We start from the raw sequence: 19,793 nt of genomic DNA on the forward strand, positions 1-19,793 counted from the left end.
CATGGAAGAACCCAGAAAAGATCTCCGCAACGTCGCGATCATCGCCCACGTCGATCACGGCAAGACCACGCTCGTCGACGGGCTGCTGCGCGCCACGGGCGCGTTTCGCGAGAACCAGGAAGTCGCCGAGCGGGTCATGGACTCGGAAGACCTGGAGCGCGAGCGCGGCATCACGATTCACGCGAAGGACACCTGCGTCGAGTTCGAAGGCGTCCAGATCCACCTCGTCGACACGCCGGGCCACGCCGACTTCGGGGGCGAGGTCGAGCGCGTCCTGTCGATGGTCGACGCGGTGCTCCTGGTGGTCGACTCGGTCGAAGGCGTCATGCCCCAGACCCGCTTCGTCGTCGGTAAGGCCCTCGCTCATGGGCTGCGCCCGGTGCTGGTGGTCAACAAGATCGACCGCCCCGAAGAGCGCGCTCAGGCGGTGGTGGACGAGGTCTTCGATCTGCTGGTCGACCTCGGGGCCAGCGACGAACAGCTCGACTTCCCGGTGGTCTACGCCTCGGCGAAGCAGGGTACGGCGACCCTCGATGTCGACAACCCCGGAACGGATCTGCGGCCGCTGCTCGATACGCTGATCGCCCAGGTGCCCGCGCCGGTGGTCGATACCGAGGCGCCGCTCCAGTTCCAGGCCGTCACCCTCGGCTACGACAGCTACCTGGGCCGGCTGGTCATCGGGCGCGTGTCCCGCGGACGCCTCGTGCGCGGCGAGAGCGTCGCCCGCGTCGCGGAGGACGGCAGCTCGGAGCGCTTCCGCGTGACGAAGCTGCTGGGCGCGCGCGGCCTGGAGCGCGTGGAGCTCGAGGAGGCGGGGGCCGGCGAGCTCGCGGTCCTCGCGGGTGTCGACTCGATCGAGATCGGCGACACGGTCTGCGCCCCGGATGCGCTCGAGCCGCTTCCGCGCATCTCGGTGGACCCGCCCACCGTGCGCGTACACTTCTCCGCGAACACCTCGCCCCTGGCCGGACGCGAAGGACGCTTCCTCACCAGCCGTCAGATCGACGAGCGCCTGCAGCGCGAAGCGCTCGGCAACGTCTCGATCTCGGTGGAGGAGTCGGACACGCCCGAGACCTTCCTCGTGGCCGGACGCGGAGAACTTCAGCTCGCCGTGCTGATCGAGACGATGCGGCGCGAGGGCTACGAGTTCAACGTGTCGCGTCCCGAGATCATCGCCCGCGAGATCGACGGCCAGCGCAGCGAGCCCGTCGAGGACGTGGTGATCGAGACGCCCGAAACCGCGGCCGGCTCGGTGATGGAGAAGCTCGCCCAGCGCCGCGGTCGTATGGAGAGCATGGAGCAGCGCGGCGACCGCGTGCGTCTCCAGTTCGTGGTGCCGAGTCGCGGGCTCTTCGGCTACCGGAACGAGTTCCTCTCGGACACGCGGGGCGAGGGCGTCCTGCACCGCACCGTGCGCGGCTATGAACCGTGGGCCGGGGATCTCTCGAGCCGCGGGGTCGGCGCGATCGTCGCCACCGACGCGGGAAAGACGACGGCCTACAGCCTGTTCAGCATCCAGGAGCGGGCCACGCTGTTCGTGACCTCGGGCGAGCCCGTCTACGAGGGACAGGTGGTCGGTGAGAATCGCCGCCGCGGCGACATGAACGTGAACGTCGTGCGCGCGAAGAAGCTCACCAACATCCGCGCCGCGGGGAAGGACGACGCCACGATCCTGACGCCGCCGCGGAAGGTCGAGATCGAGTGGGCCCTCGAGTGGATGGAAGACGACGAGCTCCTCGAGGTGACGCCCAGCACGCTGCGCCTGCGCAAGCGGATCCTGTCTCGGAGTCACCGCAAGCGCTGAGCCGCGCCCGTCTCGCTTCCCGGGTCCGGAGTGCTCGTCTGCGCCAGCGGTGGACCGATCCCGGGGATCGGCGCGCCTTCCGACTGGGCCGGTGGATCGATCCCGAGCAGCGCGCTCACGGTGGCGGCGACATCGATCATCGCAGCCGGGCCGAGCGTCTCGCCGGGTGCGACGCCCCGTCCCAGCGCGAGCAGGATGCCCTGCATGTCGGGCTCGCTGGCGCGGTAGCCGTGGAGTCCGCGGCGGCGACCGAGCAGGTCGCCCACGGTTGCGAGTAGCCCTCCGCGGCGGAAGGTATACGGCGGCGTCGCCTGCACGATCAGATCCCCACTGCGACGCGGGTGGGTCAGCCGCAGGGCGCGGGGAAACGCGGCGCGTCGATGGACGGTCGCACCGGCGAGGCCTTCGAGTGCGGCCTCGGCGCGCGCGACCGCATCGGTCTCCTCGAAGAACAGGTGGGCGACCGCGGCACCCGTTTCGATGCGCGCTTCCACGCCGGCGGACGACAGCGTCTCGCCCAGGGGAATCGTGTGCTCGGCGGTCGTCATGCCGTGATCGCTCACCACCAACAGCGTGGTGTGGGGCCAGGCGTTCCGCGCATCCAGCGCTGCCAGCAGGCGCGCGAGGTGGGCGTCCTGCTCCGACAAGCTCTCGACCACCGCGGGGTGGTCGGGGCCGTGGCTGTGCCCCACGCGGTCGGCGCCATGCCACCAGGAGAGGATCAGGCGGGGGCGTTCGGCCGCCGGAAGCGCCAGCCAGGCGAGGATCTGGCGGACCTTCTCGGCTTCGCCGATTCCGCTGTCGAAGGGCGCGCGCCGGTGGCGGGCGCCGACGCCGCGCCAGTCGGTTTCCGAACCGACCCAGAAAAAGGTGGCGGCCGGCACCCCTTGCCGTTCCGCGGCGGCCCAGAGCGGCTCGGCCTCGATCCAGCTCGCATCGTTCGCGTAGTCGAAACGGCCCCGCGCCGGGTCCCAGAACACGTTGTCGACGATCCCGTGGACGTCGGGATAGGTGCCCGTCGCGAGCGACACGTGTCCCGGAAACGTGCTCGACGGATAGACGGGCACCAGCGCTTCGGCCCGGGCGCCCTGCCGCGCCATGCGACCCAGCGCCGGGAAGGACGCCCGCTCGAGGTAGTCGTGACGCACGCCGTCGAGGGAGATCACGATCACCGTGGGCTCGAGCGGCGCCTCGGAGTCGGCGGCCCAGGCGCCCGCACTCGTCCACCACAGGAGGGCTGCCAGGAGCGCAGCGCGGCTGCTCATGCACGCAACGCGGGCGCGGCGACGAGCAAGGCCAGGGCCGAGGGCCCGTCATCGATCTCACCGGAGAGGGCCATGCGGTGGAGCTCGTCGAAGGACCAGAGCTCGATCTCCATCTGCTCCGTGTTCTCGCGGCGCAGCGTGCCGTCGTCGCTCAGGTCGCGCGCCAGCAACACATGGAACTGCTCGTTGCTGATGCCGGGGCTCCCGGAGAAGGTTGCGAGCTCCTGCCACTGCTGGGCGCGGTAGCCGGTTTCCTCTTCGAGTTCGCGCGCGCCCGCCGTCAGCGGCGCGTCTCCATCGAGGCTGCCTGCCGGGCACTCGAGCAGGGTGCGACCGAGCGTGTGCCGGTAGACGCGCTCCATCACGACTCGTCCATCGGCGAGCACCGGGACGACGACGACGTAGCCCCCGTGGTCGACCCAGGTGTAGGTGATGTCGTCCCCGTTCGGGAGGGTGATGTCGTCCTGCTGCAAGCGGAACCACGCGCTCTCGAAGAGCGTGCGTGAGTGCCGTATGCGCCAACCGGCGTCGTCCCCCGACATCGCGCGCAGTGTAGCGGGCGGCGGCGGTGGACTTCGCGCTCAGGGCGAGGGCGGGCGCTCGAGTTCCCAGCCGAGGAAGGTGCGCAGATCGTCCGCCGCGTCCGCGGCCTGGCGTCGAACGAGTTCGCTCGGGTCGAAGAGCGCGATCTGGACCTGACGCCGGACGCGTCCCGGGTCGAGGCGGCCGAAGCGGCGTGCCAGGTGGGCGAAACCGACGATGGCCCCGGCCCGCACGCCCGCGCTGCGATGGCGCGCCAGCTCGATGCAGCAGCTCTGCGCCCACTCCCAGGGCTCGGCCTGGGCTCCGATCTCGCTCGCCAGGTCGGCCAATTCGCGAGGATCGTCGCGCTCGATGGCGTCCTCGATGCGTGCGCGGAAAGCGGCAGCGGTGGCGTCGGGCGGCACGCGCGAACCCTAGCGCGTCGGCCCGCTCCGTCGGGCCGACGGCGCCCCGCCGCTCGCGAGAATGGGGGACGCGTGACGGCGGTCACGCGCCGGGGATCGGGCCGGTTCGATGCAGGGTGCATGGGGACACGCATTCGTACGGTAATCGACACGGAATTCGAGGCGGGATCGGTGCACGGGAAGGGCAAGATCCGAAACGTCGCAGAGGGGGGCGCGTTCGTGGGCACTTCCCAGGTACCCGACCAAGGGGATCTGGTGGTGCTCTCGTTTCGCGACGGTCGCGGGGGGCGACTCGACGTCTCCGGGCTCGTCTGGTGGACGACGTCCGAAGCACCCGGCGCGCACACGCGCCCGGGCTTCGGCGTCCGTCTGCTCGACGACGACCCGGACTACGAGCGCTTCGTCGAGAGTCTTCGCTAACCGCCGGGCGCCCGGTCGGGCGTTCGCTCACGCGCCGCGGTAGTCGCGGATGCGCCTGCGGCGCCACGCCAGCCGGAAGCGGGCGAGCTGTCGCTCGAGCCAGGGCGCGCGGCGACGTTCGTCCGGCTTCCCGGGTCGGCGCACGGTGGTCCACTCGCCTTCGACGATGCGCTCTTCGCCGTCGGGCAGGAGCACGCGGAAGCGACGCGTCGGATCCAGGACTGCCGCGACGTCGCTGATGCGCACCGGCATGCTGCGTCGAACCTCGTCGGCGATCGTCTGGAGGCGGGGGGAGCGATCGAAGCGGCCCGGCTCGGCCTCGCGGATCTCGAGCCACAGGCCGCCGCCTTCGGCGACCACGTCGAGCACCGCGCCCAGCCGGTCCGGGCGATCGTCGTCGCCCAGCCCGCCGCCCAGCCAGAGGCAGCGGTAGTCGCGACAGATCGATGGACGCGTCGCATAGATGCCGCAGCCGCCCTCGGGCCGCTGGTGGAGGCAGCGCACGCCGCCGAGCTTCTCGAGCGCGTCGACGCGCAGGACTTCGCAGCAGAGCGAACAGGAGCCGCAGGAGCGGTCGGTGCTCAACGCCGCGACCAGCGGATCGCGGCCCAGGCGATCGGCGCCAGAGCGAAGAGCAGGAGCAGGGGGAAGAGCTGCAGGGCGCGGCGCTGGGCCACCAGCAGCTCGGGGTAGTGCTCGCGGCTGGCGCTCGTGGCGTCGACCAGGTCGTCGCCCGTCCCGCCATCGTCGCTGCGGTTCGCGCCGTGGGAGTAGATGTGCGCGGCGTCGGCCGTCGCGTTGGGTTCGTAGTGGTAGGGCGTTCCCCAGGCGTCGACGGGCACGCCGCCGGACTGGGCCACCCCAGGCGCGTAGAGGCGCGCGGCGACGCCGAGGGTGTTGCGGTCCCGCGGGCGCTCACCGGTCGTGGCCTGGTGCCGTTCGACGGCGACTTGCAGGCGCTCGAGATCGCGCAGTACGAGGCGCGCGTTGCCTTCGGCGCGCGCACTCCCCGCGCTGAACACGAACACGCAGGCGAGAGCGCACGCGCCGGTGAAGCGGCTCACGCGGCGTCAGTCTCCGGCTTCGACCACGATCGTGCCGCGGTGCACCGGGTCCTTTCCGTAGGCGTAGGGGAACTCGCCGGGGAAGGGGAAGCGCAGGTGCCAGCCCTTCCCGGGGGCGAGGCTCGGGCTCTGGAAAGCGTTCTCGTCGCCGACGACCTGGTGGGTCTCGGTGTCCTGATTGTCGAAGTGGACGGTCTGGCCCTTCTCGAGGGTCAGGCGCGACGGCGAGGGGCCGGCCGGTCCGAGCCGGACCGTCGGACCGTGGGCCTCGGCGGTCGAGGCGGCGAGCAGGGTGAGCGCGAACAACACACTGGGGAACGCACGGCGAAGAGAAGACATCAGAGGCTCCGGTTCAGGCGAAACGTTGGAAGAGGAAGAGCGCGACCATCGACAGGGTGAGGGCGAGCTTGGCGGCGCTGCCGACCGCCATGCCGAGCCAGGTGGCGAAACCGACCTTGCCAGCGCGCTCGAGGTCACCGCGCGCGGTGTACTCCCCGATCACGGCACCGATGAAGGGGCCGAGCAGGATCCCGGGCAGGCCGAAGAAGAGCCCGACGAGGGCGCCCACGGCCGCGCCGATGAGTGCGTTGCGATGCGCCCCCGCGCGCTGGGCGCCGAGGGCGCTCGCCGCGAAGTCGACCGAGTAGGTGAGCACGGCCAGGACCGCGAGGACCGCCAGCGTGCCCTGGCCCACGTAGGCGAAGCCGTCGATCCAGGCGCCCAGAGCGAGGCCGCCGAACACCAGCACCGCGCCGGGCAGGCCGGGGAGCACGGCGCCGGCGATCCCGACGGCCACCAGCAGCACGACGACGATCCAGAGCAGGAGAATCGGCTCCACGTCGCGGAACCTAGCGCGGCGTCCGAAGCGGCGGCATGCGGGCAGGACCCGTACTCTGCGGTCGATGACCCCGACCGCACCCCCGCCGGGCTGGAGTGCCGAGAAGATGGCGGCCCTCGGCGCGCTCCACGCCGAGTCCGAAGGCCGCGGCGAACTCGAGCCGCTCCTCGCGACGCTGGTCGCGGAACCCGAGTACGAGTTCTATCCCGCCCGGCTGCGGATGCGCGGCGGGGACACGGTGCGGCGCTTCTACACCCAGTTCTGCGAGCGGTTCCTGCCGATGCGCGAGGACGTTCGATTGGTCGCCGAGTGGGTGAGCGAGCAGTCGGTGGCGCAGGAGTACGAGATCTCCTTGCGCACCGAGGCAGGGGTCGAGCACTTCCACGTGGTCGGCATCCTGTGGGCCGATGGCGACAAGCTGGGCGGCGAGCGCGTCTACGCGAGCGAGCGTTTCGTCGAGCTGATGACGGGCCCGCTGTTCCAGGAACTCGAGCCGATCCCGTAGGCCGATCCAAGCGCGTTTCGGGATCCGGGCCCGCAGCGGGGCCCTACGATTCGAGCAGGCGCAGGATCTCGTCGGTCTCGGGGAAGCGTCCCTCGGCCTGCTTCGAGAACACGAGTCGCTCGCCGTCGCGCACCTCGAAGTCTCCGACCTTGCCGGGAATCAGGGTCGTCTCGACGTCCAGGGACTCCTGCAGCGCGGCCGCCAAACTGGTGGCCTGGGGCAGGTAGTTTCAACGCGCGCAGTAGGTGATCGAGAGGGGTCGGCCCATGACGGTCTCCGCTTGGGGTTCAGAGCTTTTCGAGAGCTTCGCGCACGTGGGGAATGCGTTCCATCCCGTAGAAGAGCTCGTTGCCGACCAGGAAACTCGGCACGCCGAACACGCCCGCCTCGTGCGCCCATTCTTCCAGCCGTGCGTACTCGGCCCGTCCGGCGCCCTCGAGGAACGACGGAAAGCCCGCCGCGTCCAGACCGACCGAAGACAGCAGCTGGCACAGGACGTCGAGATCGCCGAGATCGAGGCTCCGCCGCCAGAACCGATCGAAGAGCGCGTCATGGAAGGCGCGCGGATCGCCCTGACGGCGGGCGTAGAGGAACGCGACGTGGGCGTCCGCGCTGTCGACCGGCGCAGGCGGCGGCACGAGCGGGAGTCCGCGACGCGTCGCTTCGCGTTTGCAGTCCCGCAGGACGTAGCGGGCGCGTCGACGCCGGGCGGGCGCATCGCGGTCGGTGGCCATCGCGTCCGGAGACGGGCTCGCGAACTCGGCGTCGGACAGCGTGTAGGGGAGCAGCACCAGTTCGGCGCCGCATTCCGTCTCGAGCGCACGGGCGTCCGCCTGGACCAGATACGCGTAGGGGCTCTTGTAGTCGAAGAAATGGATGACGCGCATCGGTGTCAACCAGGCTAGCAGGCAGCGTTCCTTCCGGGCGCGCGCCGCTGCCGAGGGTTCAAGTCCACGAGAACCAGAGCGCCAGCGCTCCCAGCCCGCCCACGAGCTGGAGGGCGATGCCCGGACCGATGCTGAGCGAGCGTTCGCGGATCACGCCGAGGGCGAGCCCGCCCAGGAGCGCCGAGCTCGCGACGAACGCGAGCATCTCCCGGGAGCTCAGGCCGAGTTGCTCGAGACCCGTCCCGAAGAAGGTCGGGATCGAGAACGCCGAGGTCACCGCCGCGTAGGCGAGGGCGGACACCCAGGTCGCCCGCGACAACCACCAGGGACCGCCCGGATGCTGGACGGGCTCGTCGACCGAGAGCATCCCGTGCACCAGTCCGCGGAACCAGACTTCCGCCGCGGTCAGGGTCAGCGCCCCTGCGACCAGGGCAGCGAGGATCTCCAGGGGCGTGTCGCCGATCGTGAGCGGCGTCCAGCCGCGGACCGGCAGCGCACAGAGGAAGACGGCGGGCGCGAGCCAGGCCCAGCGTCCGGGCGCCGGTGCGCGCCAGCCGAACACCCAGGGCCGCCAGCGGGCGGCGGCGCGCGTGGCGACCGTGCCGATCGCGAGGGCGAGGAGTCCGATCTTCCCCAGCTCGAAGGCCGGGCTGTAGGCCGGGTCGGCGGCGCCGATGCCTTCGAGGGAAGGCAACGCCGCGGCGAGGGGCCAGAAGCCGAGGAACATGATGCCGACCGCGAAGGCCGTGATCATGCGGCCCAGCCGCGACCACCGACTCGGCCGCTCGTAGGCCCGGGAGAGGATCTCGAGCACCTCCGCCGACGCGAGCTGGGTGCCGCGGGGGCGCGGCGAACCGCCGATGTCCTGGGAGCCGCCCCAGCGCTTGCCGACCGGGCGTCCGTCGACGGCCGGGTCGATGCGGTTCAGCAGCGCGTAGGCCGGCTCGAGGTCCGGGCCGGCCAGCGAGTTCACGCGCCGCAGGGTGTAGACCCCGGGCTGGTTCTCGAGGGCGATCACGCTGAGCTGGTCGCCCCAGCGCGTCTTCAGCAGCTGCTCGACGGTGTAGATTCCCGAGCGATCCCGGCACACCACGGCCACGCTGCCCGGGGCGATCTCGACGTGACCATAGATCTCCTCGACGCGCGTGTAGTCGCCGAAGTCTTCGCCCTGATAGACCATCGCGTCGACGGCGCGCAGCATCTCGAGCGTGTAGCTGGTGGGATCCTTGCGGTTCCAGGCGCCGGCCTGCCGGAGCGCTTTCTCGCGGGCCACGAGGGCGTCGACGTTGCGCTGGGCCGCCGCCAGGGAGTGGCTCGGCAGGCCGCACCACTGGGCCAGGCTGAGACCGTTGGCGTCGATCGCACCCTCGAAGCGCAGCAGCGGGAGCAGGACGTCGCGGGCTTCGGGCCGCAGCTCGCGCACCCGACGGTGGTTCAGCAGACACCACAGCGCGAGGATCGTGTCGAGATCCGGGTCGTTGGCGTAGAGGGTCCAATCGCCCGAGCCGAGATCGAGCCCGCTCGCCACGAGCAGCAGCGCCTGTTCGCAGGTCGCCAGGGTGAAGAGGCGCTCGCAGCCGGCGTGGTGGTCGAGGTTGTAGAGCTGGCGATCGGTGTCGAGCAGCGGTCCGAAGCTGCCCGCGCCGTCCAGCAGGATCACCCGCTCGCCGAGGGCGCCCGCGTCCGAGCGCGAAGCCGCCATTTCCGGGTCGAGGATCACCCGTAGCCGCGGCGCCTCGTCACAGACCAGCGCGCGGTCGCCTTCCTTCTCCCGGATCGCATAGCGCTCAGGGATCTCGGAAGCGGGCTGCGGCGCCTTTGCCAGCGGGGCCGGAGCACCGGTGGCGCGGGCGGGCCGAAGCACCGGTTGGAGCGGGGGATCCGCCATGCCGAAGTCGACTCCTGCTCGAACCCGAATCCCGGAAAGCGTGCGCCCCGGCCGTCCCTGCGGCAAGGGGGGCGTGGGAGGATCCGGGCGCCTGGAAACCGAACTGGGGCGAAAATGACGCGATTCCGGCACGTTCAGCCCTCCCCGCTGCGCTCCTTTCGGTGCTCGGGGAGGCCTCCGCCGAGCGGCAGGCTCCCGAGCGCCTGGGACGCCCAGGTGTGGTCCTCGGGGAGGACCCCGCCCGGCTCGTCGAGGGAGCTCGTCGTGACGTCGATCTCATCGGGCCGTCGCGCATCGCGAAACGTGAGCTGGGTCCCGCAATTCGCGCAGAAATCCCGCACCGCGTGAGACGAAGAGGCGTAGCCCCGGGGCTCCCCGGCGGTCCAGCTGAAGGCGGTGCCGGCGGCCGTGAACCACGCGACACAGGCCGACCCGGTGGTCCCGCGGCAGCTGCGGCAGTGGCAGTAGGTGCGGGAGCGGAAGGGCGGGCGGACGGCGTAGCGCACTGCGCCGCAGAAACAGCCGCCCGTGCGTCCGGCGTCGCTCAGGACGCGAAGGTCCCGCGGATCCGCTCGATCGCGGTTTCGACGTTCTCGCGCGAGTTGAACGCCGAGATCCGGATGTAGCCCTCGCCGGCCGCGCCGAAGCCGCTGCCCGGGGTGCACACCACGTGGGCGCGCTCGAGCAAACGGTCGAAGGCGCCCCAGCTCGAAAGGCCTTCCGGGGTCTCGACCCAGACGTAGGGCGCGTGCTCGCCGCCGAAGCACGTGAAGCCCGCGGCACCGAGGCCGCTGCGCAGGGCCTCGGCGTTCGCCATGTAGTAAGCGACCTGTTCGCCGGTCTGTTTCGCGCCTTCCGGCGTGAAGACGGCGGCAGCCGCCCGCTGGATCACGTAGGGCACGCTGTTGAACTTCGTGGCGTGCCGACGCGACCACAGCCCGTGGAGAGACACGCGTTCGCCGCCCGCGGTGCTGCCGCTGAGGGCCTTCGGCACGACCGTGTACGCACAGCGCACGCCGGTGAAGCCCGCGCGCTTCGAGAAGCTGCGCATCTCGATCGCGCACTCGCGCGCTCCCTCGATCTCATAGATCGAGCGCGGCAGGGACGGATCCTGGATGAACGCGTCGTAGGCCGCGTCGAAGATCAGCACGGCGTCGTGCTCGCGCGCCCAGGCCACCCAGGCTTCGAGGTTCGCACGGCTCGCGACGGCGCCGGTCGGGTTGTTCGGCGAGCAGAGGTAGGCGAGGTCGACGCGCTCGGCCGGCGGGCCCGGCATGAAGCCGTTCTCTGCCGTGGCGGGCAGGTAGTGGATGCCCGCGTAGCGCCCGTCGGCGTCGGCCTCGCCGGTGCGGCCGGCCATGACGTTGGTGTCGACGTAGACCGGATACACCGGGTCGGTGACGGCGAAGGAGCAGTCGCCCGCGAAGATCTCCTGGATGTTCCCGCTGTCCTGCTTGCTGCCGTCGGAGACGAAGATCTCGTCGGCGTCGATCGCCACGCCGCGCGCGGCGAAGTCGTGCTCGCGGATGGCCTCGACCAGGAAGTCGTAGCCGTTCTCCGGGCCGTAGCCGCGGAACCCGTCGGCCGTCCCGAACTCGCGGCTCGCCTCGCGGAGGGCTTCGACGATCGCCGGCGCGAGGGGCAAGGTGACGTCGCCGATCCCCAGCCGAATCACCGCCGCATCCGGGTTGGCGTCGCCGAAGGCCTTCACCCGTCGCCCGATCTCGGGGAAGAGGTAACCGGCCTGCAGTTTCTGGTAGTGCTCGTTGATGCGTGCCATGAGGATTCCGAAGCTAGGAGAAGCAGGGATCGACCGCATCCGTCTTCGACGGTGCGGGGAGCTGAGGAAGCCGACCTTCGTACCGCGCTACTGCCGCGCCGGCGCGAACACCTCGAGCAGGTTCTCGTCGAAGCCGGGCTGCCCGTCGGGGCGGAACGGCTGGATGCAGACGTGGTCGGCGCCCGCGTCGTGGTGTTCCTGGATCCGGTTCGCAATCGCCTTCTCGTCGCCCCAGGCGACGATCGCGTCGACGAGGCGGTCGCTGCCCCCGTTCTCGAAGTCGGCGTCTTAGAAGCCGAGCCCCTTCAAGTTGTTGTGATAGTTGGGGAGAACCGTGTAGGTCTGCATCTGGGCCCGGGCCAGGGCGCGCGCCTTGGTGGCGTCGGTCTCGAGCAGCACCATCTGCTCGGGGCACAGCAGCGGCTTCGTGCCGAGGATCTCTCGGGCGCGGGCGGTGTGCTCGGGTGTGGTGAAGTAGGGGTGGGCGCCCGCGGCGGCATCGCGCGCCAGGCCGAGCATGTTCTTGCGGAGCGCCGCGAGGACCACAGGAGCCGGTTCCTTCGGCTCGGGTCCGCGGTAGAGCGCGCTGTCCATGCCTTCGAGGTAGTTCCGCATGGTCGTGACCGGCTTGCCGTACTCGTGCTTGCGCAGCCCCGCGACCATGGGCGCATGGGAAACGCCGAGTCCCATCAGGAACCGGCCGCCGGTGGCTTCGCCCAGCGTTTCGCGGATCGAGCGCATCAGCATGGGGTCGCGCGCGTAGATGTTGGCGATCCCCGTCGCGAACTTGAGCGTTTCGGTCTGGCCGGCGAGGTAGCCGATCAAGGCGAAGGGGTCGCGTCCGACGGCCTCGGGCAGCCACAGCGCGCCGTAGCCCCATTCTTCGAGTCGCCCCGCGAACTCGATGGCCTGGGGGGCCGGAAGGTGGTCGAGCCAGGTCCAAACGCCGAGTTTGCCGAGGTCCATCGGGGGTTCTCCTTTGCGGGATGGATCGCGCAAGGTAGCCCTTCACGTCGGCCGGGCCCGTCGGTTCCTCTAGACTGGCGGCGACGCGAGGGCGAGGGTCCACGGCGCGCCGCCTCGCGGCTCCTGTCGGTCGTCTCGACCGGTAGGAGCGGGAGGAGGGATGGAGCCGCGCACGAAGACGGTGCTGGGGATCGCCGCCGCGGCGGCCCTGCTGTCGGCGCCGCTCGGCTGGGTGGTCACCGACCATCTCGAGCAGGACAACGACTTCTGCAACGCCTGTCACGTCGATGCGACGACTCCCCTTCACATCGACGTCCGAGCGCGCTTCGATGGACGCCCGGCCGCCGACCTCGCGTCCGTGCACGCCGCGACCGAGGTCGAGGGGCGGGACGACCCTGCCTTTCGCTGCATCGACTGCCATGGCGGCGTCAGCTTCGTGGGTCGTGCCCGCGTGAAAGCGTTGGCGGCGAAGGACACCTTCTGGTACGTCGTCGGTCACTTCGAGGAGCCGAAGGGCATGCGCTGGCCGCTCTGGGACGAAGACTGTCGCCAATGCCACGCTCGTTTCGACGAGTCGCCGGGCGCTGCCTGGGAATCCACCCGATTCCACCAGGTGCCGCTCCACAACGTCGACCTCGGGGTCGACTGCGTCGAGTGTCACCTGGTTCACGAGCCCGGCGGCAACGCCGACGCCCACTTCCTTCACGCCGAACCCGTGCGCGCGCAGTGTGCGCGTTGCCACGAGGAATTCGCCGGCACGGTTCCGCCCGGAGCCTGAGCCGACACATCGGAGGGTCCCCATGTCACTGCTTCGGATCGCTGCCTTCGCCGTTGCGTTTTGCTGGCCCCTGGTCGGGGCCGCGTACCCGGGTGGCACTCCCACGTCCCAGACCGATGCGGCGCCCTACTGCGCCGGCTGTCACGCCTCGCGCAGCGCCGATGCGCTCGGCGGTGGCGAACGTGCCGAGAAGGAAGTCGCCGAGCGGAAGCACGTGTCGGTGATCTTGTCGGGGCAGGGCGGCTACGAGCAGCTCACAGAGCAGGACCGTCAGACGCTCGCCGATCAGATCCGAGCCCTCGATGCGGCTTCCACGGTCTCTCTGAAGGCGCCGAAGACGGTGAAGCCCGGTCAGACCTTCCAGGTGCAGGTGATGGTCACGGGGGGCGCGGGCCCGGTGGTCGGAGTTGCGCTCGTCGATCGCGCCCACCGCTGGTATGCGCGGCCGGCACCCTCGGCGGGGTGGGTGGTCGTGGCGCCGCCCGAGATCACCGGTGCCGACGGCCAGCCCCGCAGCGGTTGGCTCGAGAAGCGCCCGGCCGACGCCGGTCGGAATCTCTCCTACGTGAACATTCCCGACGTCGCCTCCGACGCCGCCGCAGGGACCTGGGGTTCGGCCCAGGTGGTGTTCACCCTGCGCGCGCCGGATCGTGCGGGCAGCTACCCGCTGTCGGCGGCCTACTTCTACGGCACCGAGAAGTCGACGCTGCTCGGCTATACGACCAACGCCCTCGGCTACAAGGTCGTCCGCGGCGGACTCGCCGGTGGGTCGGGTCGCGTGATGTTCGCGCCCGTCGAAGCAATCGAAGTGAAGTAGCCGGAGGCTTCGCCGGCGCGCGCCGGCAGGTCAGTCGTGGGTCGGGAACTCGCCGGCACGCAACCGCGTGAGGTAGGAGTCGAGTTCTCGCTTGACCACGCCCGAGAGCATCACGGCGCCGAAGAGGTTCGGAAAGGCCATCCCGAGGATCATCATGTCGCCGAAGTCGACGACCGCTTTGGCTTCGAAGATCGCTCCGAACACGGCAAACAAGAGAAACACGAGCTTGAAGACGCCGATCGAGCCCACCCCGAACAGGTGCGCCCAGCACTGCTCGCCGTAGTAGCTCCACGAGATCATGGTGCTGAACGCGAAGAGCACTGCGGTGAACGAGAGCAGCACCGGGAACCAGGGGAAGACCGTGGCGAACGCCCAGGACGTCATCTGGATCCCCTCGCCCGCGTCGGGCGCGGCGTAGGCGCCGGTCACGACGATCACGAGGCCGGTCATCGTGCAGACGATGATCGTGTCCACGAAGGGTTCGAGCAGCGCGACGATGCCCTCGCGCACGGGCTCTTCGGTGCGCGCGGCCGAATGGACGATCGCCGCCGAGCCGGTCCCGGCTTCGTTGCTGAAGGCCGCGCGGCGAAAGCCCTGGATGAGTACGCCGACGAGGCCACCGAAGCCCGCTTCGAGGGAGAAGGCTTCGCCCACGATCGTGCCGAGGCCGCTGGCCAGCGAACCCGCGTGGATCAAGAGGATCGAGAGGCCGCAGATCACGTACACGATGCACATCAGCGGCACGAGCGTCGCAGCGACCTCGCCGATCCGCTTGATGCCACCCACGATCACGAGGCCGACCAGGGCGGCGAGCGCGATGGCGAAGATCCAGTTGCCGGCAGTGCCCGCAAAGATCGGGAACACGCTCGCTACCTGCGCGTAGGCCTGGTTGCTCTGGTACATGTTGCCGCCGCCGAAGCTGCCGCCGATGCACATGATCGCGAAGATCACGCCGAGCCATTGGCCCAGTCGAACCCAGCCGAGTTCGGCGAGGCCGTCGCGCAGGTAGTGCATCGGGCCGCCCGACACGTGTCCGTCTTCGCGGGTGATCCGGTACTTCTGGCCCAGCGTGCACTCGGCGAACTTCGAACTCATGCCGAGGAAGCCGGCGAGCACCATCCAGAACACGGCGCCCGGACCGCCCACCGCGATCGCGAAGGCGACGCCGGCGATGTTGCCGAGGCCCACCGTTGCCGAGAGCGCCGCGGAGAGCGCCTGGAAGTGGGAGATCTCTCCGGTTTCGTCCGGGCCCGTGTAGCGACCGCGCACGCAGTCGAGGGCGTGACGGAATGCGCGGAAGTTCACGAACTGGAAGCGCAGAGTGAAGAACCCGGCGCCCAGGATCAGCCAGAGGACCACCAGCGGAACCGACGTCGAATCGGTCCAGAAGGCGACGTCGAAGAAGATCACCGCGTCGAGCGTTGTCACCACGACGTTGGTGAACAGGGCTTCGAGCCAGCCGACGATGGAGCCCATGGTCCCCCCTTTCTGGGATGGTGGGGGGTGGGGCGAAGCGCGGAAGGTACCTCAGGGGTCCATCGGCCGGCCCGTCGGTTGCGTTGAGCGCGGGCGTCGAGGGTCGCGTACCTTGCGCCCCCGCCATGAGCCAACCCACCGAAGCGTCCTCCCAAACCCTCTCGGAACACGATTCGAAGCAGCTACTCGCGGATTACGGGGTGCCGTTGGCTGCCGAACGCCTGGTCTCCGACGCGGACGCGGCGGCCGAAGCCGCCGAAGCCCTCGGCTACCCGGTCGTGCTCAAGCTCTGCGGCGCGGCTTTCGCCCACAAGACGGAGCGCGACGCCGTGCGGCTCGGGCTGAGCCATCGGGATGCCGTGCTGGAAGCGGCCCAGGAACTCCTGGCGTCGGTGCGGCCCGAGGACGGCGACGTCAGCCTGCTCGTTGCCGAGCAGGTGCGCGGCAGCCGCGAGCTGATCGCCGGCCTCGTGCGCGATCCCCAATTCGGTCCGTGCGTGATGCTCGGGGTGGGCGGCGTGCTGGCCGAGGTGCTCTCGGACGTGGTGTTCGCCGCGGCGCCGCTCGACGCCGCGACCGCCGACGCGCTTCCCGACGCCCTCGACTCGGCGGCGCTCTTCGCTCCGTTTCGCGGCGAGCCCGCGATCGATCGCAAGGCCCTGTCGGGTCTGCTGCTCGGGCTCTCGCGCCTCGCCGCCGAGCGCCCGGACGTGGTGTCGGTCGACCTCAACCCGCTGATCGTGCGCGACGGCGTGCCGCTGGCCGTCGACGCCCTCGTCGAGTTGGCACCGGGGGCGTCGGCACCCCCGTCTCGACCGCCGCGACCGAGCGACGCCGACGTCCTCGAGCGCTTCCGCCCGCTCTTCCACCCGAAGGGCATCGCCGTCGCCGGCGCTTCGACCCACCCGGGGAAGTTCGGCTTCGTCTCGCTGCACAACATTCGCCGCTTCGGCTACGAGGGCGCGCTGTTCCCGGTCAACCGCGACGGTGCCGAGGTGCTGGGCCAGCCGAGTGTGCGCGACATCTCGGAGATCCCCGACGGCGCCGCCGACCTGGTCTTCGTCTGTACCCCCTACCAGGCGAACATCGATCTCCTGAAGGCGTGTGCCGCGAAGGGCATCCGCGCGGCGTTCATCGCGAGCGGCGGCTACGGCGAAGCGGGAGAGGAGGGACGCGCGCGGCAGGAAGAGCTGGTGGCTCTCGCCGACGAGCTCGGTGTGCTGGTCGCCGGACCGAACGGGCAGGGCGTGATCTCGACGCCGGTCAAGATGTGCGCCCAGATCGTCGCGCCCTACCCGCCGCCGGGTCGGATCTCGGTCGCGAGCCAGAGCGGCAATCTCGTGTCCTCGTTCCTGAACTACGCGGTCGAGTCGGGCATCGGCATCAGCAAGGCGATCTCCTGTGGCAATTCAGCGCAGACGACCCTCGCCGACTATCTCGATTACTTTGCGGCCGATCCCGAGACCGACGTGGCGCTCACCTACCTGGAGGGTGTGCGTGACGGCGCGGGCTTCATCGAGTCGGCACGGGCCTTCACCGCGCGCAAGCCGCTGGTGATGGTGAAGGGGGGTGTCGCGAGCGAGGGCGCGCGTGCGGCGGCGAGCCACACCGGTTCCCTCGCGAGTGACGACCGCGTCTTCGACGGCGTCTGCCGTCAGCACGGCATCTGCCGCGCACCCACCGTCGAAGAGGCCTACGAGTGGGCGGCCACCTTCGCGACCCAGCCGCTGCCGACGGGACGTCGGGTGGTCGTGTTCACGACTGCCGGCGGTTGGGGCGTACTCGCCGCCGACGCCTGCGCCGAGGCGGGCCTCGAGCTGATCAAGTTGCCCGACGCGGTGCGCGAGAAGATCGACACGCTCGTCCCACCGCGCTGGAGCCGCAACAACCCGATCGATCTCGCGGGCGGCGAGACCCGCGACACGATTCCGGAAGTGCTCGACATCCTGTGCGCACACCCGGAGGTCGACGCCGTCATTCAGCTCGGGATCGGCATCCAGGCGGCTTCGGCCCACGTGCTGCGCAGCGGCGAGTTCTACCCGGAGCACGGACTCGAGCGGATCGTGGCCTTCCACGAACGTCAGGACCGGCGCTACGCGCAGGCGGCCCGCGAAGCGTCCGAGCGCCACGGGAAGCCGGTGCTCACCGCCACCGAGCTGGTCCACACCGATCGGCACTACGGAAACCCGGGTCCGCGCGGCGTCCTCGAAGAGGGACGCTTCTGCTACGCGAGCGCGCACCGCGCCATCCGCGCCCTGCGCGCGATGGTCGACTACGCCGAGTTCCGCCAGTCGCGCGGATAGGGACGCGCCCGGGCGGCGACGACAGGTGGTATGGTGCTCTCATCCAAGGGGAGGGAATGCCGTGCCGATGCTCTCGCACTTCGGAACGACGGGATTCGGTTCGCTGGGGCGGACGCTGGCGCACCTGGGGCTGCTGTTCGCCGGGGTGGTCCTCGCAGCGGGAAGCGCGCTCGCCGACGAGACCTGTCAGTCGCCCTACATGCCCAAGCTCTCGGGGCAGGAAGACTACGTCTACGTCTGGACCCTCGGCATCGAGGGGATGGGTGACGGCTCGGACAAGCTCGTCACGGTCGGCGCCAACCCGGCCCGACCCGACTACGGGAAGGTCGTGGCCTCGGCTTCGGTCGGCGGACGCCACGAGGCCCACCACGGCGGCTTCACCGACGACCGCCGGCACCTCTGGGTGGGCGGTCTGGACACGAGCCACATCTTCGTGTTCGACGTGGCGACGGATCCCGCGAAACCGCGGCTGGTGAAGACGATCGACGACTTCCCCGAAGCGACGGGCGGGGTCGTCGGACCGCACGGCTACTACGCGCTGCCCGGGCGCATGCTGATTCCGGCCCTGTCCAACGCCAAGGACCTCGGCGGCAAGACGGCCCTGGTCGAGTACTCGAACGAAGGGGAGTACATCCGCACGATCTGGATGCCCGAGGAAGCGCCCTACGGCTACGACGCCCGCGTGAACGCGACGCTCAACCGCCTGCTGACGTCGTCCTTCACCGGCCACGCGAACTACATGCGCAAGCTTCCCGAGCTGATGGGAGACGCAGAGGCGATGAAGCGCTTCGGCAACGAGGTGGTGGTCTGGGACTTCCACGCGCGCAAGCCGCTCCAGGTGCTGGAGATCCCGGGGGCGCCGCTCGAGATTCGCTGGGCGTTGGATCCGCGTCACGAGTACGCGTTCATCGAGGCCGCGCTGACGGGGAAGCTCTGGGGTGTGTTCCGCAAGCCCGACGGCAGCTTCGAGGCGGTCGAGGTCGCGGACATCGGTCCGCCCGAAGCGCAGCCGCTGCTGGCCGTCGACATCAGCATCTCGTCGGATGACAAGTTCCTCTTCGTCGACACCTTCATGGACGGCAAGGTTCGCGTCTTCGACATCGAGAACCCGCGCGCCCCGAAGCTGATCTACGAGCGCAAGATCGGCGCCCAGGTGAACATGGTGAGCCAGTCCTGGGACGGCAAGCGGATCTACTTCACGTCGTCACTGCTCGCGAACTGGGATGGTGTGGGTGGGAACGACGAGCAGTTCCTGCGCGCGTTCACCTGGGACGGGAAGGCGTTGTCGCCGACCTTCGACATCGACTTCCGCGCCGAGAAGCTGGGACGACCGCATCTGATGCGGTTCGGGCAGCTCGGTTTCTGGGCCGGCCGCGACGCGGCCGGGGCTTCCGTCGCCGCGCTGCCGTGACGCGCGCGGGGGTCGCCGCGGCGCTCTGCGTGGGGCTCCTGCCGTTCGGCGGGTTCGGGCACGCGGCGGATCCTCCGGGAGTCGCGCGTTTCGAGGCGCCGGCAGCCGGGACCTACGAGCTCCCCCCGATCGACCGCGTGTCCGAGCACGGGCTGCTGGACTCGTCGGGCGGGACGGCGCCGCTCCTCGGCCTGGCGGCGGGAGAGGTGGCGCTGGTGTCCTTCGTCTACCTCTCGTGCGGCGAAGCCTGCCCGCTGGCCACGGCGACACTGCACCGGCTGGACCGGTTGCTCGCCTCGGATGCGGCGCTGGCTTCACGCGTGCAGCTCGTGACCGTGAGCTTCGACCCCGCGCGCGACACGCCCGAGCGCATGGCGGAGCTCGCCCAGGGGCTGGCACCGAAGGGGCGCTGGCGTTTTCTCACCGCCGAAGACACCGAGTCCCTGGCTCCCGTGCTCGCCGACTTCGGCCAGGACGCCGTGTGGCTGCCGCCCGGGGGCGTCGCGCCCGAGCGTCTCCGCCACGTGTTGAAGGTATTCCTCGTCGATGCGGATCGCCGGGTGCGGAACATCTACAGCACCGGCTTCCTCGATGTGCGTCTCGTGATCAACGATGTCCGTACCGTACTCGGCGCGGTGCCCTGA

The 19,793-nt window shown here is 70.2% G+C and carries 22 protein-coding genes; 8 read left to right on the forward strand and 14 right to left on the reverse strand.

The features are described from left to right. The first annotated feature begins 1 nt into the window (after window position 1). A complete protein-coding gene (gene typA, locus AAF430_11110) occupies window positions 2-1,804 on the forward strand; it encodes a translational GTPase TypA (protein MEM7410774.1) in 1,803 nt (600 codons plus the stop codon). Here typA and AAF430_11115 read toward each other — a convergent pair. From AAF430_11115 to AAF430_11125, 3 genes are read right to left on the reverse strand one after another with little or no spacing between them, the layout of a single operon-like run. Next, window positions 1,789-3,069, reverse strand: a complete 1,281-nt coding sequence (locus tag AAF430_11115) for an ectonucleotide pyrophosphatase/phosphodiesterase (protein ID MEM7410775.1) — start codon at window positions 3,067-3,069, stop codon at window positions 1,789-1,791. The two genes, typA and AAF430_11115, sit on opposite strands and share 16 nt — an antisense overlap. Next, entirely contained in the window at window positions 3,066-3,611 is a 546-nt protein-coding gene (locus AAF430_11120; protein MEM7410776.1) for an NUDIX hydrolase, read from the reverse strand. Before AAF430_11120 ends, AAF430_11115 begins: the two co-directional genes overlap by 4 nt. A 39-nt stretch (window positions 3,612-3,650) precedes the next feature. Then, entirely contained in the window at window positions 3,651-4,016 is a 366-nt protein-coding gene (locus AAF430_11125) for a hypothetical protein (GenBank protein MEM7410777.1), read from the reverse strand. A 120-nt stretch (window positions 4,017-4,136) separates the two neighbouring features. Here AAF430_11125 and AAF430_11130 point away from each other — a divergent pair, with 120 nt between their 5' ends. Further along, entirely contained in the window at window positions 4,137-4,436 is a 300-nt protein-coding gene (locus AAF430_11130) for a PilZ domain-containing protein (protein MEM7410778.1), read from the forward strand. Between the two features lie 27 nt (window positions 4,437-4,463). On the opposite strand, the gene AAF430_11135 is transcribed toward AAF430_11130, so the two are convergent. The 4 genes from AAF430_11135 to AAF430_11150 are packed head-to-tail and all read right to left on the reverse strand — an operon-like array spanning window position 4,464 to window position 6,338. Continuing rightward, the gene (locus tag AAF430_11135) at window positions 4,464-5,021 is read right to left on the reverse strand and encodes a hypothetical protein (protein MEM7410779.1); all 558 of its coding nucleotides are present in this window, start codon (window positions 5,019-5,021) and stop codon (window positions 4,464-4,466) included. Beyond that, a complete protein-coding gene (locus AAF430_11140) occupies window positions 5,018-5,500 on the reverse strand; it encodes a type II secretion system protein GspG (GenBank protein MEM7410780.1) in 483 nt (160 codons plus the stop codon). Before AAF430_11140 ends, AAF430_11135 begins: the two co-directional genes overlap by 4 nt. Before the next feature lie 6 nt (window positions 5,501-5,506). Continuing rightward, complete coding sequence (locus AAF430_11145) at window positions 5,507-5,839, reverse strand: hypothetical protein (GenBank protein ID MEM7410781.1); 333 nt, start codon at window positions 5,837-5,839, stop codon at window positions 5,507-5,509. A 13-nt stretch (window positions 5,840-5,852) separates the two neighbouring features. Then, window positions 5,853-6,338, reverse strand: coding sequence for a DUF456 domain-containing protein (locus AAF430_11150; GenBank protein ID MEM7410782.1), 486 nt, complete (start codon window positions 6,336-6,338; stop codon window positions 5,853-5,855). 64 nt (window positions 6,339-6,402) lie between these two features. Between AAF430_11150 and AAF430_11155 the strand changes: the two genes are divergently transcribed. Then, on the forward strand, window positions 6,403-6,843 hold the full coding sequence (locus tag AAF430_11155; GenBank protein MEM7410783.1) for a hypothetical protein: 441 nt from the start codon (window positions 6,403-6,405) through the stop codon (window positions 6,841-6,843). 43 nt (window positions 6,844-6,886) lie between these two features. Here AAF430_11155 and AAF430_11160 read toward each other — a convergent pair whose 3' ends face one another. From AAF430_11160 to AAF430_11185, 6 genes are all read right to left on the reverse strand, one after another. Then, a complete protein-coding gene (locus tag AAF430_11160) occupies window positions 6,887-7,111 on the reverse strand; it encodes an Rdx family protein (GenBank protein ID MEM7410784.1) in 225 nt (74 codons plus the stop codon). A gap of 19 nt (window positions 7,112-7,130) precedes the next feature. Beyond that, window positions 7,131-7,730, reverse strand: coding sequence for a DsbA family protein (locus tag AAF430_11165; protein MEM7410785.1), 600 nt, complete (start codon window positions 7,728-7,730; stop codon window positions 7,131-7,133). Between the two features lie 58 nt (window positions 7,731-7,788). After that, window positions 7,789-9,618 (reverse strand): hypothetical protein, encoded by a 1,830-nt coding sequence (locus AAF430_11170; protein MEM7410786.1) that lies wholly within the window; start codon window positions 9,616-9,618, stop codon window positions 7,789-7,791. Window positions 9,619-9,752: 134 nt separating this feature from the next. Then, window positions 9,753-10,124, reverse strand: a complete 372-nt coding sequence (locus AAF430_11175; protein MEM7410787.1) for a GFA family protein — start codon at window positions 10,122-10,124, stop codon at window positions 9,753-9,755. Window positions 10,125-10,162: 38 nt separating this feature from the next. Continuing rightward, a complete protein-coding gene (locus AAF430_11180; GenBank protein MEM7410788.1) occupies window positions 10,163-11,398 on the reverse strand; it encodes an LL-diaminopimelate aminotransferase in 1,236 nt (411 codons plus the stop codon). 288 nt (window positions 11,399-11,686) lie between these two features. Further along, window positions 11,687-12,364: an LLM class flavin-dependent oxidoreductase gene (locus AAF430_11185; protein ID MEM7410789.1), complete on the reverse strand. Its 678-nt coding sequence runs from the start codon at window positions 12,362-12,364 to the stop codon at window positions 11,687-11,689. Between the two features lie 160 nt (window positions 12,365-12,524). Between AAF430_11185 and AAF430_11190 the strand changes: the two genes are divergently transcribed. Together AAF430_11190 and AAF430_11195 are read left to right on the forward strand one after the other, a co-directional pair. After that, window positions 12,525-13,142 carry a hypothetical protein gene (locus tag AAF430_11190; protein ID MEM7410790.1) on the forward strand — a complete coding sequence of 206 codons (618 nt, stop codon included), beginning with the start codon at window positions 12,525-12,527 and terminating at the stop codon, window positions 13,140-13,142. Window positions 13,143-13,164: 22 nt separating this feature from the next. Further along, window positions 13,165-13,959: a hypothetical protein gene (locus tag AAF430_11195; protein ID MEM7410791.1), complete on the forward strand. Its 795-nt coding sequence runs from the start codon at window positions 13,165-13,167 to the stop codon at window positions 13,957-13,959. A 30-nt stretch (window positions 13,960-13,989) separates the two neighbouring features. Here AAF430_11195 and AAF430_11200 read toward each other — a convergent pair whose 3' ends face one another. Then, a complete protein-coding gene (locus tag AAF430_11200; protein MEM7410792.1) occupies window positions 13,990-15,435 on the reverse strand; it encodes an alanine/glycine:cation symporter family protein in 1,446 nt (481 codons plus the stop codon). A gap of 125 nt (window positions 15,436-15,560) precedes the next feature. Between AAF430_11200 and AAF430_11205 the strand changes: the two genes are divergently transcribed. The 3 genes from AAF430_11205 to AAF430_11215 all read left to right on the forward strand — a co-directional run bounded on the left by AAF430_11205 (window position 15,561) and on the right by AAF430_11215 (window position 19,793). Beyond that, on the forward strand, window positions 15,561-17,738 hold the full coding sequence (locus AAF430_11205) for an acetate--CoA ligase family protein (protein ID MEM7410793.1): 2,178 nt from the start codon (window positions 15,561-15,563) through the stop codon (window positions 17,736-17,738). A 67-nt stretch (window positions 17,739-17,805) separates the two neighbouring features. Further along, the gene (locus AAF430_11210; GenBank protein ID MEM7410794.1) at window positions 17,806-19,149 is read left to right on the forward strand and encodes a selenium-binding protein SBP56-related protein; all 1,344 of its coding nucleotides are present in this window, start codon (window positions 17,806-17,808) and stop codon (window positions 19,147-19,149) included. After that, window positions 19,146-19,793 (forward strand): SCO family protein, encoded by a 648-nt coding sequence (locus AAF430_11215; protein MEM7410795.1) that lies wholly within the window; start codon window positions 19,146-19,148, stop codon window positions 19,791-19,793. The genes AAF430_11210 and AAF430_11215 overlap by 4 nt, the downstream gene beginning before the upstream one ends.

This window comes from Myxococcota bacterium, from assembly GCA_039030075.1.
Classification (GTDB): Bacteria; Myxococcota_A; UBA9160; order UBA9160; family SMWR01; genus JAHEJV01.

Coding starts and splice junctions, on each gene's coding strand:
- typA (MEM7410774.1), top strand. CDS start 2: ATGGAAGAACCCAGAAAAGATCTCCGCAACGTCGCGATCATCGCCCAC.
- AAF430_11115 (MEM7410775.1), bottom strand. CDS start 3,069: ATGAGCAGCCGCGCTGCGCTCCTGGCAGCCCTCCTGTGGTGGACGAGT.
- AAF430_11120 (MEM7410776.1), bottom strand. CDS start 3,611: ATGTCGGGGGACGACGCCGGTTGGCGCATACGGCACTCACGCACGCTC.
- AAF430_11130 (MEM7410778.1), top strand. CDS start 4,137: ATGGGGACACGCATTCGTACGGTAATCGACACGGAATTCGAGGCGGGA.
- AAF430_11145 (MEM7410781.1), bottom strand. CDS start 5,839: ATGTCTTCTCTTCGCCGTGCGTTCCCCAGTGTGTTGTTCGCGCTCACC.
- AAF430_11155 (MEM7410783.1), top strand. CDS start 6,403: ATGACCCCGACCGCACCCCCGCCGGGCTGGAGTGCCGAGAAGATGGCG.
- AAF430_11165 (MEM7410785.1), bottom strand. CDS start 7,730: ATGCGCGTCATCCATTTCTTCGACTACAAGAGCCCCTACGCGTATCTG.
- AAF430_11170 (MEM7410786.1), bottom strand. CDS start 9,618: ATGGCGGATCCCCCGCTCCAACCGGTGCTTCGGCCCGCCCGCGCCACC.
- AAF430_11180 (MEM7410788.1), bottom strand. CDS start 11,398: ATGGCACGCATCAACGAGCACTACCAGAAACTGCAGGCCGGTTACCTC.
- AAF430_11185 (MEM7410789.1), bottom strand. CDS start 12,364: ATGGACCTCGGCAAACTCGGCGTTTGGACCTGGCTCGACCACCTTCCG.
- AAF430_11190 (MEM7410790.1), top strand. CDS start 12,525: ATGGAGCCGCGCACGAAGACGGTGCTGGGGATCGCCGCCGCGGCGGCC.
- AAF430_11195 (MEM7410791.1), top strand. CDS start 13,165: ATGTCACTGCTTCGGATCGCTGCCTTCGCCGTTGCGTTTTGCTGGCCC.
- AAF430_11200 (MEM7410792.1), bottom strand. CDS start 15,435: ATGGGCTCCATCGTCGGCTGGCTCGAAGCCCTGTTCACCAACGTCGTG.
- AAF430_11205 (MEM7410793.1), top strand. CDS start 15,561: ATGAGCCAACCCACCGAAGCGTCCTCCCAAACCCTCTCGGAACACGAT.
- AAF430_11210 (MEM7410794.1), top strand. CDS start 17,806: ATGCTCTCGCACTTCGGAACGACGGGATTCGGTTCGCTGGGGCGGACG.